13 protein-coding genes are annotated in these 13,871 nt (G+C 47.6%); 2 read left to right on the top strand and 11 right to left on the bottom strand.

Annotated elements, in window-relative coordinates; genetic code table 11:
- Positions 1–26: 26 nt before the first annotated feature.
- Positions 27–2,057 (bottom strand): Ig-like domain-containing protein, encoded by a 2,031-nt coding sequence (locus tag JMA39_RS16380; RefSeq protein WP_202722933.1) that lies wholly within the window; start codon positions 2,055–2,057, stop codon positions 27–29.
- A gap of 418 nt (positions 2,058–2,475) precedes the next feature.
- Here JMA39_RS16380 and JMA39_RS16375 point away from each other — a divergent pair, with 418 nt between their 5' ends.
- Entirely contained in the window at positions 2,476–2,928 is a 453-nt protein-coding gene (locus tag JMA39_RS16375; RefSeq protein ID WP_202722932.1) for a hypothetical protein, read from the top strand.
- A gap of 63 nt (positions 2,929–2,991) precedes the next feature.
- Entirely contained in the window at positions 2,992–3,807 is an 816-nt protein-coding gene (gene mutM / locus JMA39_RS16370) for a bifunctional DNA-formamidopyrimidine glycosylase/DNA-(apurinic or apyrimidinic site) lyase (RefSeq protein WP_202722931.1), read from the top strand.
- Positions 3,808–4,557: 750 nt separating this feature from the next.
- On the opposite strand, the gene JMA39_RS16365 is transcribed toward mutM, so the two are convergent.
- From JMA39_RS16365 to JMA39_RS16320, 10 genes are all read right to left on the bottom strand, one after another.
- Positions 4,558–6,279, bottom strand: a complete 1,722-nt coding sequence (locus tag JMA39_RS16365; RefSeq protein WP_202723043.1) for an ArnT family glycosyltransferase — start codon at positions 6,277–6,279, stop codon at positions 4,558–4,560.
- A gap of 34 nt (positions 6,280–6,313) precedes the next feature.
- Positions 6,314–6,979: a TVP38/TMEM64 family protein gene (locus JMA39_RS16360; protein WP_202722930.1), complete on the bottom strand. Its 666-nt coding sequence runs from the start codon at positions 6,977–6,979 to the stop codon at positions 6,314–6,316.
- Between the two features lie 2 nt (positions 6,980–6,981).
- Positions 6,982–7,713: a glycosyltransferase family 2 protein gene (locus tag JMA39_RS16355; protein ID WP_202722929.1), complete on the bottom strand. Its 732-nt coding sequence runs from the start codon at positions 7,711–7,713 to the stop codon at positions 6,982–6,984.
- A gap of 322 nt (positions 7,714–8,035) precedes the next feature.
- A complete protein-coding gene (locus tag JMA39_RS16350; protein WP_202722928.1) occupies positions 8,036–9,535 on the bottom strand; it encodes a capsule assembly Wzi family protein in 1,500 nt (499 codons plus the stop codon).
- Between the two features lie 6 nt (positions 9,536–9,541).
- A complete protein-coding gene (gene coaD / locus JMA39_RS16345; protein ID WP_202722927.1) occupies positions 9,542–10,021 on the bottom strand; it encodes a pantetheine-phosphate adenylyltransferase in 480 nt (159 codons plus the stop codon).
- A 195-nt stretch (positions 10,022–10,216) separates the two neighbouring features.
- A complete protein-coding gene (locus tag JMA39_RS16340) occupies positions 10,217–10,906 on the bottom strand; it encodes a TIGR01621 family pseudouridine synthase (RefSeq protein ID WP_202723042.1) in 690 nt (229 codons plus the stop codon).
- A gap of 49 nt (positions 10,907–10,955) precedes the next feature.
- The gene (locus tag JMA39_RS16335) at positions 10,956–12,179 is read right to left on the bottom strand and encodes a sensor histidine kinase (protein ID WP_202723041.1); all 1,224 of its coding nucleotides are present in this window, start codon (positions 12,177–12,179) and stop codon (positions 10,956–10,958) included.
- 82 nt (positions 12,180–12,261) lie between these two features.
- Positions 12,262–12,939 (bottom strand): response regulator transcription factor, encoded by a 678-nt coding sequence (locus tag JMA39_RS16330; RefSeq protein WP_028766736.1) that lies wholly within the window; start codon positions 12,937–12,939, stop codon positions 12,262–12,264.
- A 3-nt stretch (positions 12,940–12,942) separates the two neighbouring features.
- Positions 12,943–13,464 carry a hypothetical protein gene (locus JMA39_RS16325; RefSeq protein WP_202722926.1) on the bottom strand — a complete coding sequence of 174 codons (522 nt, stop codon included), beginning with the start codon at positions 13,462–13,464 and terminating at the stop codon, positions 12,943–12,945.
- A 43-nt stretch (positions 13,465–13,507) separates the two neighbouring features.
- Entirely contained in the window at positions 13,508–13,858 is a 351-nt protein-coding gene (locus JMA39_RS16320; RefSeq protein ID WP_202722925.1) for a NirD/YgiW/YdeI family stress tolerance protein, read from the bottom strand.
- Positions 13,859–13,871 lie beyond the last annotated feature (13 nt).

Raw genomic sequence — 13,871 nt, 5'->3', positions numbered from 1 at the left:
TATGGTTATCAAAAAAAGACTCATAACTAATGAATAGTGATTGGGATAGTGACCACTAAAGTATCGACTCCATTTGGTGTTTCCACCTCGATGAGTAACGCACCAGAATTAACTGCATCTTCACCTTTCACCAGAATACCGAAACTTAGCCCACCAGGAGCATTGGTCGAAGGCCAAACGAAGCTGCTCTTACTCACGACCGTCCCCGCCGTTGCGCTGATATTCACCTTAGTTCCTGCTGGCATCTGCTGATCATTGAGATCTTTTATTGTCAGTGAAACCTGCCCCGTCTCTTTGCCATATAAGTCCAATACGCCATCGCCGTTATCGCTTGAGCTGTCTATTACAATAATATCGCTACCATATGCGGTACTTCCCGACATGATCAAAACTAGACTACCTCGCACATTGATGGACTTAGAGTTAGAGATGCCGTCAGCACAGCCACTATGGGCTGGCTCGCTACACAAGACGCCGTTATAAAGCTGGTCCCGTGCGGTAAACGCTCCGTCACCATTGAAGTCTATCAACTCCTCTAACCCATCCTCATTAAAGACACCATCTTCATTGTAGTCGTTAAAGGCCTCATCCATATCATTAGAGCGCCCCGCTACATCTTGCGCCAAAAAGGCTGTCATCTCGGCGGCATCGAAACGACCGTTACCATTAGAGTCAGGGAAAGACTCTTCACCAATCGCTGTTGCCGTCACCGTTGCGCGACCGTTTAATGGACGTGGATGCTGACTCGTCCAAGTCACACTACACTCACCATTTTCAGTGAAGCAGGAAGAGCCGATTGCCCCACCTTCGGTGACAAATGAAACTGCGGTGCCATCGGGTGCAAGGTTATTAAATGCATCGGCTAGTCGAGCAGTGATCTTCACCTGCTCACCATCATAGCTCCAACCCTCAGGATTCAAGATCTCTGCAGAAAGTGAAAAACTATTTTGATCTGGGATTCCTGTTGATACCACTAGGGTACTAGATTGACTGGATAGAAGTGGATCGCTGCTGTCGATAGTTGCCGTTACCCTTACCGGAGTCGCCACGGTACCAGAGGTCACTATCGTTTGGACTATACCGCTGCCATTAGTGCTCGCCTGCGTAGGCTGTATCTTTAGACCACCGACTTCGGTATTCAAAGCAAAGTTCACCGCCGCATTACTGACCGGGTTACCATTGGTATCCAGCACCTTAAACAGCACTGTTGATGATTCATCCCTACCCGAACCTAAAATACCAATATTAGTCGGCGTCGCCGAGACGAATACAATACTGCCCTTTTCAGCCGCCAAAACATTAATGCTTCCGGTTGCGAACAGGTTTATTCCTCCGGCATTGGCACTGATATTGATGGTATCGTCACCAACACAGCCCTTTGCTAGGTATGTACTGGTAGCAACGCCTTTGACTAGCATCACGGGCGAGCTCATCTCAGCTAACGGTGTAGACAGTAACGAGCAACCAGAGCTAAAGAAAACATCTATCGCCTCCATAAAAGGCTGCCCTTGTTCATCGACTATCATCACCGACACACTGGCGGTGCCGCCTGCTGATAGCGAGTCTGTACTCACTTCCGCAACACCGGACTGAAGTGGCTCCCCGCTACCCATCTCTAAATTAGTGGCACCAATAACAATAATCGCCGTGTCTTGTTCACCCGAGACAAGACTTGCGGTTACCGTTCCGGCTCCTAAATCACTGCCCGCATAAATCACCACACTGGCATTGCCCTCATCATCGGTCACTGCCGTTGTGATGGGTAACTCACCTAGCGTGCTGCCAAAGGTAACAATAACGGGCTCAGTGATCCCACTAACATTAGCAACCAGCTTTCCAGGGTTGACGGAAGAGATAGATGAGATCTCATTACCCTCGGCATCGGTAACGCTTAGAGAGACCTCGTAGGTAACAGCCGCTGTAGGCGCAGCATTATCATTGATTAATTCACAGGGAACATTGTTAGGACAAACAGGGCCATCGCCATCATCCCCACCGCAAGCTGTTAATACGAAACTTAAAAAGACAAGAGCAATTATTCTATTGAAGGACACCATATCTATCTCCATATAAAGCTTAGGTGTATAAAAATGAAGCACTCAATAGGTATAGGTGAATATCCACAATATTTCACATTTTATTTTGCTAAACAGTGGAGTATCTACCCCTTGATTCTGAGCTCTTAATCTCAGATTTTACGCTTTATAAAACCACAGGTGGCAGACTGTTGCTTGAACAGTTCGGTCGCTGTTGGTGTACCTTCCAACATCTGTGGTTCCAATGGCCTGCGGCCAGCGCATGTGCAGACACTTCTTAGGCACGGTGAGTACAGCGAAGCTTTGTGCTTGAAAATAATAGGCTTCACTCTCAACCAAATGAGAGCAGATACCCAACCCTTGCCAAATTTGTGAAATCAGCACCTAACAGATACACTTATCAGATACCCATATCAAACAAAAAGCTGAAGTAGCAATCATGGCTTTATCCCGTAAGAAGTGGAATACCATCATCATCCTCGCATCTATTTTGATGATCTCTGTCCTGACTGTCATCGAGAGAAATAGCCAGCAAACACCGATGCAAACTCAGGCACTATTCGACAAGTCTGCGCCTCTGTCGCAGCTACAATACGGCGAGTTCTGGTTGCAAAAACGTCAGTCCGGTTGGCAGTGTAGCGAGAGGGTGCTTAACTGTTTAGAGTGGGCTAATGCGTGGGAGCAAGTGCATATTTCAGCCCTTGCAGATAAGCCTGAAACTTCAGGTGAGCCAATAGAACTGGTTATCCAAGTGGAAGATCTTATCGATGCGCAGCTGTGGATTATGTTTAGTGAGCAAGGTTTGCTTAAGTCACCCGCTGGTAATTGGTATCAGATCCCACCGAGCTTACGAGAAAGCTTAAAACCGATTATCCGAGCACAAGCAAACTAGCGACAGTCTACTGAACTCACGCCCTGTTATAGAGATAACATAATAAGAAAAGAGAGAGAATAAATGCCGGAACTCCCTGAAGTTGAAGTCACCAGACAAGGCGTATCCCCCTATCTAATTGATAATAAAGTGACAGATTTAATCATCCGTAATCCGTCACTTAGATGGCCCGTTCCTGAGATTGCCAAACAGATTATTAGCCAGACAATTAGAAACGTGCGTCGCCGCGCTAAGTACCTGTTGATCGATACAGACGCGGGTACCACCATAGTGCATTTAGGCATGTCAGGTAGCTTACGAATTCTGCCCGCCTCTACGCCCGCAGAGAAGCATGACCATATCGATCTTGTGCTCGCCAGCGGTAAGGCGCTGCGCTTTAATGACCCTAGACGCTTTGGCGCTTGGCTATGGTGCGAACTGCCCGAGCAAGCCCACCCATTACTGTCAAAACTAGGCCCTGAACCGCTCACAGACGCCTTTAATGCCCCTTACCTACTGGAAGCCTTAGCGAATAAGAAGAAAGCGATAAAGCTGTGTTTGATGGACAATCATATCGTAGTAGGTGTGGGCAACATATACGCCAATGAGGCGCTGTTCGCTGCGGGGATTCACCCACAAGCCGAAGCGGGTAAGGTCGATGCCGAGCGTATCGAAATCTTGGTCAGTGAAGTAAAACAGATTCTGGCAGGTGCAATTAAGCAAGGCGGCACTACCTTAAAAGATTTTACCAATGCAGACGGCAAACCGGGTTATTTTGCCCAGAAGCTACATGTCTATGGTCGTGGCGGCGAGACCTGCAGCCAATGCGGCCATCTACTTAGCGAGATAAAACTGGGTCAACGGGCAACGGTGTTCTGTAGCTTGTGCCAAAAGCTTTAAAAGAAGGTGCGAGAGCGAAGGTAGGAGAGCGTTCGCAAGCTCACTTCTAGGACCTAGGCTCTAGGGCGCTTCGCTTCGAGGGCGGGCTTCGCCCTGCTAGAAATAGCCAAAGCAAAAAGCATAAGCAGTGATCGTTACTTAGCTTTTTCTAGAAGCGACAAGGTCACGATCTCGCAGGGCGAAGCCCATCCGTCTTAGCTTGTACCGTCTTTGCTCTTCCTAGGGCCTGTTTTTCCTAGGGCCTAGGACCTGCTTTTCCGTCTCAGCTTATACCGTCTTTGCTTTTCCTAGGGCCTGTTCTTCCTAGGGCCTAAGACCTGCTTTTCCGTCTCAGCTTATACCGTCTTTGCTTTTCCTGGGGCCTGTTTTTCCTAGGGCCTAAGACCTGCGTTTCCGTCTCAGCTTGTACCGTCTTTGCTTTTCCTAGAGCCTGTTTTTCCTAGGGCCTAGGACCTGCTTTTCCGTCTCAGCTTATACCGTCTTTGCTTTTCCTAGGGCCTGTTCTTCCTAGGGCCTAAGACCTGCTTTTCCGTCTCAGCTTATACCGTCTTTGCTCTTCCTAGGGCCTGTTTTTCCTAGGGCCTAGGACCTGCTTTTCCGTCTCAGCTTATACCGTCTTTGCTCTTCCTAGGCCTGTTTTTCCTAGGGCCTAGGACCAGCTTTTTCGTCTTAGCTTTTTCTAGAAGTGACGCAGTCACGCTCTCGCAGGGCGAAGCCCGCCCTCGTCTTTGCTGTTCCTAGAACCTAAGATCACTCCATCCATCGCCCTGGGGTTGGCGTGAAATATTGGTATCGTCTATCAGGTTCTGCACAAGTTGGCAGCATATTATCTTTGCTTAACAGTACCCAGTTGTCACGGTGAGCAACGCCCATACTCTTTGCGCCACTAAAGTCAAAACAGCTCAGCTTTTGATGATCGCCAACTAAGATATAGCGCTCATCTCCTTCATGCATCCACTGCCATGCATTTCGCTCTTGCTGCTCAAGGGGGGCAAGGTAGCTAAAGTGGGTGATATCCACCGGAGAGAATAGAATAAACTGCTCTTTGAATTTAACGAGACCAAGTTGACCATCGGGACCTATCGCCTCTGCAACATTAGCCATTAAGACCTGCGGCGTTCGCATTGGCTCTAAAATAGTGTAACCCCAGGTGCCTATCACCATCCAAGTCATGGCTAAGCTGATGCCCATTCTCACCATAGCTTGTGAGTGACGTAGCGCCACCAAGATGACAAACCAGATAATGCCCACCGTCAGCAACAGGTAACCAATATGCGTTAGATCAGCCGCATAATCGGCCATCGCCTTGACGATGGCGGGGTGATGAATAAGCGCTAGAACACCGGCAGTTGTGAATACCAAACCGAGTATCCACAGCAGAGCCGTAAGACCCCATTCAAACCAGCGCTTGGTATCGGCACCAGTAATAATAGCCGAGAGCGCTAGTGCTAACATTGGCAGAGCAGGCAGGATATATACCCCACGCTTACCCGGGCTGATACTGAAAAATACCAGTACTAATACCACCCAAATTAGCAGTATGGCAATCACGGGGTCGGCTTTGACCTTAGCGACAAAGCGTTGCCAATGGGCAATAAACAATAGCGGCAGCGGGAACCACATCACAGGCACAACACTGACCAAGAAATAGTACCAAGGCTTAATATGGTGCCAAGCGTTGACGTAGCGCTCTCCCGTCTGTTTAAACAAGATATTATTTTGATACTGCAGTAGCTCTGGTGTGCCTTGGCCTTGCACTATCAACACCATAGGCACCAACCAGCAGGCGATCACGGCCAACATAGCCAGTGGCCCTGCGAGGCACCACCACTGTAGGCGTCCCTTAAACAGATCTTTTTGGATAAGAGCATAAGCAATAATCGGAATAAGCATCAACAAAGGCAGGAAGCCCACACCTTTGGTGATTACCCCAAGCCCCATAAATGCCCAGCCAGCAAAATACCAGCGCCAGTTAGGCCCTGTCATAAAGTGCCGCAACAAGCCGTAACAGCCAAGGGTGATCCAACACATCACCATGGCATCGATCTGGGCATTCTTACTCTGGATTAAGAACTGAGGCGCTAACATCAACAGCAGTGCGGCATTGCGGCCAACACGAACATTCCACAGCCTTGAACCTAAGTCATAAACCAGAAAGAGCGTTAACAAGCCCGCTAAGGCATTAGGCAGCAGAAAGGCCACCTTTAAGCTGCCAGTTAAGCCGTAAAATAGTGCGATAGCCCACATGAATACTGGCGGCTTATCGGGATAAAACTCACCACCACGCTGGGGGAAAAACCACTGCCCCGAGTCCACCATCTCTCTGGCGACTTCGGCAAAACGCGGCTCATCGGCAGGCCACGGCGAACGCCAACCTATTCCAACCAGTAGAATCACTACCGCAAACAGCAGCAACATACTCAACACTTGATAATAGTCATCGCTATTGAATCGTTGTTGCATCGATTTCAATATCATTTTGATTAAACCTTGTTGTTATAGATTGTTATTCATCGGTAACTATCTCACCCACCTGTTTACGCAGCCGAGTTTTATACAGGTAAGCGCCAATCAGAGATGAGAAAATAAACAGCACTATGCTGATGATCAAACTGTTATGATCCGACAAGCCTATGCCTGCACCAGCAAAACTAAAGATAAGCATCTGCGGGATGTAACCTACGCCACTACCTAAAAAGAACTTCCACGCACTCACATGAGTAGAGCCTGCCAATAAGTTAGTTAAAGCGTTACTACCGATAGGCAGTAATCGAATCATCAGTACCTTTAAAAAAGTACGATGGATTATCAGCCGCTCAAAACGGAATAGTTTATCTTTAAAGCGCTTCTTAAGGCTGCTTCTGAAGGTCAACCTGGCAAAATAAAAGGTGATCACACAGCCAAGCAGTGCCGATGCCGTGCCCAGCAATGCCCCATAAACGCCGCCTAAAGCGAAGCCAAATACAACGGCGATAACTTGACGAGGCCCCCCCACACTGGTGAATGCAGCCCCCATAAGAAACACGACCACCAAGGCGCTATTACCGTTCTTTTCGACGTAATTGCCTACCCAGTTGCTATCGGTCAGATGTTCGAATAAGCCTTGCTGAGCAGCAAACATCAGCAATAGCAGTATGGTGATGACCAATAATGTTTTAGCTAAACGCTTCATCGCTATTGAGCCTGTGTAGTCTCAGTCTTCACCACATTAGGCAAACGGGTTCTGCGGTTTAGCCACATAACCCCTAGGATATCGACAATCCCCACCCAGACACGATTCCATGCGGTGTATTTAGACTCACCTTCCATACGGTCTCTATGGTTAACGATTGATACCTTAACTTCTCCGCCGTGACGACGAATAAGTGCAGGGATATAGCGATGCATATGATCGAAATAGGGCAGTTTCAAGAAGCTCGCCTTTGGAAACACCTTTAAACCACAGCCAGTATCGGGTACGCCATCACCGAGTAGGCCGTCGCGCACCTTATTGGCCACACGAGACTGGAAACGTTTCCAAGCAGTATCTTTGCGGTTTTTACGATAACCTGCGATACAAAAGTCGTTATGGGTCATGGTTGGAATAAGATCTAGCATGGCAGGAATATCTGCCGGATCATTTTGACCATCGGCATCGAGTGTCGCGATAATGTCACCACTAGCATGCTGTACACCAGTATGCAGAGCGGTACTCTGTCCGGTGCTTTTTTCATGGCGAATCGCCTTAGTCGAGCAACCGAGGCGCTCGCCCGTACGTAGCAACTCTCCGAAGGTATCATCGTTACTGCCGTCATCCACAACAATCACTTCGAAGGGCGTCTTGTCTTTTAGGGCTCGATGGATCTCTTCCACTAAAGGGCCAATATTAGCTTGCTCGTCTTTTGCAGGAATTACGACTGAAATCAAAATACTTACTCCAAAAAGTTGTTAGACCTGAAACCATTACAAAGAGCTCAATTTATTGCCGATGAGTTCAGGGAAATTAAAGCTTTCCTCTACTTCGCACCACCGACTCTCTTTAAAACAGAAACGAATTTAGTTTCTGTTGTAACGTACAGATAATCAAAAATAAAAACACTAGCTTAATCTAACCCATAATGATGTAATTTTTAGTCAATGGGCGTAAATTGAGCTCCAGAGGTGCTTAAGCCGCAGCCCCGAACTCAAAATCTATCGAAATAAAAAAAAGCCAACGCTTCTTAGGCATTGGCTATCTTATTAAACTTTCTTAGAACTTGTACTCATAAGTACTGAATACGGTGGCATTCGTTTCGTTCTCTTGCACCTCAAATTCAGATTGAGATACTGTCCCACCAACACTCATCATTCCCTTCCAAATGGGCATACGATAACTGAGTTCAAGCATCAGCAAGTCCTCTTTAAGAGGCTGTGGCGCCCAACCATGGGTCGGGCTTTTACCATCTTTATTGAGCTGTGCATAACGTAGCAAGGAGGTGAAGCCCTTACTGTTAGCAAACTGACCAATCAAGCCAAGTACATACACATTAGCATCACTGTCATAAGTGCTGCCTAAGGCGCGACCGTAGTAACGAGAACCACTGCGGTAAGTCGAGTGCTCATAGAAACAGTTGAAGGCATTTTCATCTTCACCACAGAACACCATGGTGTCGGTATACTCGAGGAACAACTTATATTGCTGACCATCTAGATTAAAACGGGTATCAGCACCAAACATCGAGCCACAATCTACGATATCCCATGGTGCAGAGCTTTTAGCATCTTCACAGGTTCTCTCGTAGTAAACGCCGAATGGCACATTGTACCAAGTGTCGCTAAAGCGGATATCGTAGCCCGCCATCTGGTTGCCGTAGTTACTGCAACCAAACTCTTCTACGTTATCGGCGCGGCAATCGCGCTGACCGGTGATCGACTTAAATGCGCTTTCCCAGCTACACTCCTGGCCTTCACCACAAAATTGCGTGGTCCAAGATAAGCCAATCTCTAACTGTCTAAACGGACGAATAGAGCCGCGGAAATTCCATAACAGCGTGTGGGGAGCATAACGCTCCTCTTCGAACATGCTGACTCCAGCGGTAAATGTCCAAGGGCCAAGCCATGATAACCAAGGCGTCTCAAATGCCTGCGCATTATTGCGGCTCAGCATTAGCGAAGGCATTGGCCTCGCGTTATTCGACTTATGTAACGATGAATCAAACCCAGGTCCCCACCACTGCTCGACAGCACCGAAGGTAAACATCCAGTTGCCCATCGCCATGGCAAGATAGGAGTCATCGAAACGAAACTCTTTACCATCTACTGGATCATAATTCGCCGATGCCGAGACCTTATAGGCAAACCTTTCACCTAAATACTCGTAAGAAGTGGCGACTTCACCCTTCTCACGATAGTCTGAGCCGAAGTGCTGAAAACGTGCCGGATCGCTCGCTGCCGCCAGCTTTACGCTGACATTGCCACGATTATCGACCGCATTGCGATAGTAATAATTAACACGGGAAAAGGCCTCGACCAATGCAGGGCTCAGCGTCGAAGGCTCAACCTTGGCCAAGTCGCCACCAATTCCTGACCACATCAAGGGATAGGTATTAACAGGAACGGTAATGACACCCGCATCGGCAAGAGCTTGGATATCGGCTCTGAGATAGATGTCAGAGGTATCGACCCAAGGTGCGGCAATGCTGGCCCCAGAGAAGGCTAAGGCTAAGACGGATAGGAATCTAACCGCATAAAACTTGATAAACTTAAGCATGGACAACTACTTTGCCTTGTTTGTTAATGCGTTTGCCACTTCAACGTGAACAAACTGACTCACATCACCACCATGAAGCGCGACCTCTTTCACTAGGGTCGATGAGATAAATGAATTCTCTTCCGCCGGTGTTAAAAATACGCTCTCAAGATCAGGGCTCAGACGACGATTCATGTTGGCTAGCTGAAATTCATACTCAAAGTCAGATACCGCACGTAGGCCCCTTACCAACACGCTGGCATTTTGTTCCTTTGCAAAGTCAACCAACAGGCCACTAAAACCCACCACCTCGACATTATCTAGGTGTGCAGTAACCGTTTTGAGTAACTCGACTCGCTCTGCAAGGGTAAATCTTGGCTGCTTAGAAGGGTTTGCCGCAATGCCTATGATGACATGCTCAAATAGATTTGCCGCACGCTCAATCAAATCGGCATGACCATTAGTAACTGGGTCAAATGTTCCAGGATATATGGCTCGCTTATGCACGTTAAAGTCTACCCTTAAAGTTATAACTTAGCAGTCTGAACTACCTTGAAATTCATAGCCCAATGATTAGGACTTTTTAAGGCCCCTATCCTACTCGTTATTGAGTGAATTGTGAATGCAAAAGCCGAGATAAGCGACAGGGTGCATCAAGTTGTTAACTTATCTCAGAGCCTGAAAAACAAAGAGATAACCTTATTAACTCGTACTCGCCTTTTTCAGCGTTGGCCAAGTTAATTGGTGAGGCTGCTGCCAAACGCTAAGTTGCTGGTTAACGGCAGTATCTTGAAACAGCTGTCCGGAAGTGGGTAGCGCGGTAAAGTCATACTCTTGCCCTTGATAGCTAAAGTGCAAGCTGTAGGCGTGTAGATAGCCTCTATCGGCACTTTCACCACCATAGAGAGTATCACCCAAGATCGGCACACCTATGCTTGCCAGTGCCACTCTTAGCTGATGAGTCTTACCGCTGTGAGGCTTAAGCAGATATAGTCGTTCTCCCTCTCCAATCGAGTGAGAGAAAAACTGAGTGATTGCAGGATTGTCGGTGCTACGCAGTAACTTATGCATACTGCGACGAGACTTAGCCATATCGCCGATGACCCAGCCCTGCTTCTTCTTTGGTTTGCCCTTTGCTAGCGCTAGATAGTATTTCTGCACTAAATGGGCTGAAAACATACGGGTAAACTCGGCAGCGGCTACGCTCGATTTAGCGAGAATAATCAGCCCCGAGGTCAGAGTATCCAGCCTGTGTACGGCGTAAAGCTTAATGCCGAGATCTGCCTCGGCCTGCGCGACAACGCCAGCGCTGCCATCTTGGCTATGAAAATGCACTTCGGCAGACTTATTGATCACGATAAAGTCGCGCTCATCGGCAATGACTTGATACATAAATGGAGCTTCCGCTAAGACGCCATGAAGCGGCTTAGTCATCACTAGGCTAAAAAGTGATAATCACCTTTAGGCCAGGCTGATTATCGGTTAGCGCTATTTTAGCATTATGTCGTGACAGAATCGCCTTCACCATAGATAAACCTAAGCCCGTGCCCTTGTGGTGGCGACTAGGATCTAAACGCACCAAACGCTCGAACACCTTGTCGCGAGAGCCCTCGGGGATCCCTGGGCCATTATCTTGGATAGAGATAACATTGCGGTTCTGCGAAATACAGATCTCGGCGCCTTCTCCGGAGTACTTGATCGCGTTATCGACCAAATTAAATAACGCCTGAAATAGCAGATACTTATCACCACTGAGCTGGAACTCTTCACCTGTGGTAAGCCTTAACGACTGCTCATTAAACTCCGCCATCGCCTCCGCCATCTCAAATAGATCTTGGCTAAGTTCGATTAAGCTTACCTCTTGCAGCTCCAGTGTTTGCTGTCCCTCTTCGATGCGCGTCAACGACAGCATGGCATCGAAAGTCGCTAGACAATGATCTAGCTCTTCGGTGAGAATCGCACAGCTCTCCTCAAGCTCCTCAGTAGGCTTACTCGGTAACTGCTCGAGTCCAATACGAAGATGTGATAACGGGGTACGCAGATCATGAGCGATGTTATCGGTCACACCACGCACAGCGGCGAGGTTTTTCTCTAGAGCATCGAGCACACCATTAAACTGCCGCGCAAGCATATCAAATTCATCTTCACGCCAGCCCACGGGCAAACGCGTCGAATATTGACCTCGCTCAATTCGATTACTTAAGCGGTTGTACTGCACCAAGCGGCGCAAAATAGCTTTAGAGAACAGATAGCCCAAGGCTAACGTCAACACTAAGGTCAGCATCAGCGCGGTAATGGCTGCATTGGTAAACTTATCGATAAGGGCACCAAGCTGATCAACACGGGTCGCAATCAGCATAGGACCGTAGCGGGTCATCACCATGCCACCAGTTAAGATATGTAGCTTCTCCGGCCCACCAGTAAATACTGGAAACTCTCGCTTCTCCGGTAACATAGGCATATCTTCGGGGATCATACTCAATGAGCCGATAAGATCGGTGGAGTCGCGCCAAACAATCAAGGCAACTTTGGGGTCGGCAGCGCGAACCTGAGTCGCAAAACTGCGCCTATCTAGGGTCAGCGCCATCTGTTGATAGCGGGTTTTTTCAGCGTCGAGATGTAGATCCAGCTGATGCTCTTGTTCATTGATCAGCTGACGATACATCCCCAGTAACAAGGTGCCAATAATGACGGTTACTAGGGCTGAGAATATGATGGTAATGCGCCAGGCACTACTCTGATAGGGCTTAATGCCCTTGGCGTAACCGATATCCAGCACCTCGAACAGTTTCGATTAACTCACCATGGCCTAACTCTTCAAACTTTCGTCTTAGCTTGGCGATATGCACGTCGATAACATTGGTACGTGGATCAAAATGGTAATCCCATACAGCTTCAAATAGCAGTGTACGGCTTATCACTTGGTTCACATGTTCCATTAGGTACTTAAGTAACTGAAACTCTTTTGGCTGCAGCAAGATCTCTTGTCCATCTAGGGTCACTTTGCGTGTCAACAGCTCTATGGTCAACGGACCGACATTGAGATCGGTAATCGTAGGCTGAGATTCACCGCGCTGCATCAGCTTTTCAGCACGAACCAATAGCTCAGAGAAAGCAAAAGGCTTGGTCATGTAGTCATCGCCACCTGCACGTAGGCCTTTAACGCGCTCATCAACATGACTAAGTGCAGACAGGATCAACACTGGTGTTTGGCTACCAGTGGCGCGCAGCGCCGCTAGCAGTTTCAAACCATCTAACTGGGGTAACATGCGATCTAAAATGATTAGGTCATACTTCATGCTGGTTGCCAGCAGTAAACCTTGGTGTCCGTCTGTTGCTGTTTCTATATTGTGCCCTTGCTCAACAAATCCCTTTACGACATATTCGATGGTAGTCGCGTCATCTTCAACCATGAGTATTTTCATGTTCTAGTCCCATTTGAGCAGTGGTAATAATTGTTTGTTTTCAATATCGAAGGCTAACTGGCGTTTACCATCAACATCGAGAATCTTAAGTTCTATATAACTGATCCCTAGATCATTATCGACTTCAGCCTTAACGATATGGCCGCTACTTTCTTCATTCACTAGGGTTAACATTTCCGATAACGATAGACCGTTTTGTTGCAGCACAAGAACGCCAGCCAGTTCGTCTTTATCATCACTCTTTAGACGCCCTACCCCGCGCTCTTTCAAACTACCATCTATCGCACGATATTCATATTCTGTAATGGTTTTTGCCTGTGGATCGATCATCTTGAATTCATAAATCAATTCACCGTTCTCGATTTCCGCTTCAAATTCGGAGATCACGCCTTCATGCTGCTGCTCAAGCTGCTGCATCATCTCTATTGGCAAGGGATAGCTTCCCGAAGAGAGTACTGAATACAAGCCTTGTCCAGCAAACGCGCTACCAGATACTAATAACAAACCAACTAGCCAGCGAGCCATGGCTCCTCCGAAAATAAAACGCTAAACCACTTTCTTTAAAGGATTATTCAGAAACCAGACGTATGCTGTCAATTTCTATTTCAATACCTTGCCACTCATCGTCTACTTCACCGACAAGTTTCACCTTAGTGTCATCCGATACTTCAATATCACGCCAAAGTGCGTTATCGATCTCAACCTCTACATCACCGCTTTCATCACGGAAAAGGTACTTCTGATCACCTAAGTTTTGCACTAGATAGCCTGTCAGTTCAACAGGAGTATCATCTTTGGCTTTAGCTGCATCAGATGCCGTCTTCACCTGAGTCGCAGGGCCTGGACCATTGTAAGCTGCGAAAGCTGGAAGCGTTAATACCGCCGACAACATGATTAAACCCGTTAATTTTTTAGACATAAAATAGTACTCC

The sequence above is a fragment of the Shewanella schlegeliana genome (genome assembly GCF_016765635.1).
GTDB lineage: Bacteria > Pseudomonadota > Gammaproteobacteria > Enterobacterales > Shewanellaceae > Shewanella > Shewanella schlegeliana.
This window is presented reverse-complemented; position numbering and strand designations above follow the sequence as displayed.

What these genes read in the sequence shown, in the direction of transcription:
- JMA39_RS16325 (WP_202722926.1), bottom strand. Translation starts at nt 13,464, where the DNA reads ATGGCTCGCTGGCTAGTTGGTTTGTTATTAGTATCTGGTAGCGCGTTT.
- JMA39_RS16375 (WP_202722932.1), top strand. Translation starts at nt 2,476, where the DNA reads ATGGCTTTATCCCGTAAGAAGTGGAATACCATCATCATCCTCGCATCT.
- JMA39_RS16380 (WP_202722933.1), bottom strand. Translation starts at nt 2,057, where the DNA reads ATGGTGTCCTTCAATAGAATAATTGCTCTTGTCTTTTTAAGTTTCGTA.
- JMA39_RS16350 (WP_202722928.1), bottom strand. Translation starts at nt 9,535, where the DNA reads ATGCTTAAGTTTATCAAGTTTTATGCGGTTAGATTCCTATCCGTCTTA.
- JMA39_RS16360 (WP_202722930.1), bottom strand. Translation starts at nt 6,979, where the DNA reads ATGAAGCGTTTAGCTAAAACATTATTGGTCATCACCATACTGCTATTG.
- JMA39_RS16335 (WP_202723041.1), bottom strand. Translation starts at nt 12,179, where the DNA reads ATGTATCGTCAGCTGATCAATGAACAAGAGCATCAGCTGGATCTACAT.
- JMA39_RS16320 (WP_202722925.1), bottom strand. Translation starts at nt 13,858, where the DNA reads ATGTCTAAAAAATTAACGGGTTTAATCATGTTGTCGGCGGTATTAACG.
- mutM (WP_202722931.1), top strand. Translation starts at nt 2,992, where the DNA reads ATGCCGGAACTCCCTGAAGTTGAAGTCACCAGACAAGGCGTATCCCCC.
- JMA39_RS16330 (WP_028766736.1), bottom strand. Translation starts at nt 12,939, where the DNA reads ATGAAAATACTCATGGTTGAAGATGACGCGACTACCATCGAATATGTC.
- JMA39_RS16340 (WP_202723042.1), bottom strand. Translation starts at nt 10,906, where the DNA reads ATGTATCAAGTCATTGCCGATGAGCGCGACTTTATCGTGATCAATAAG.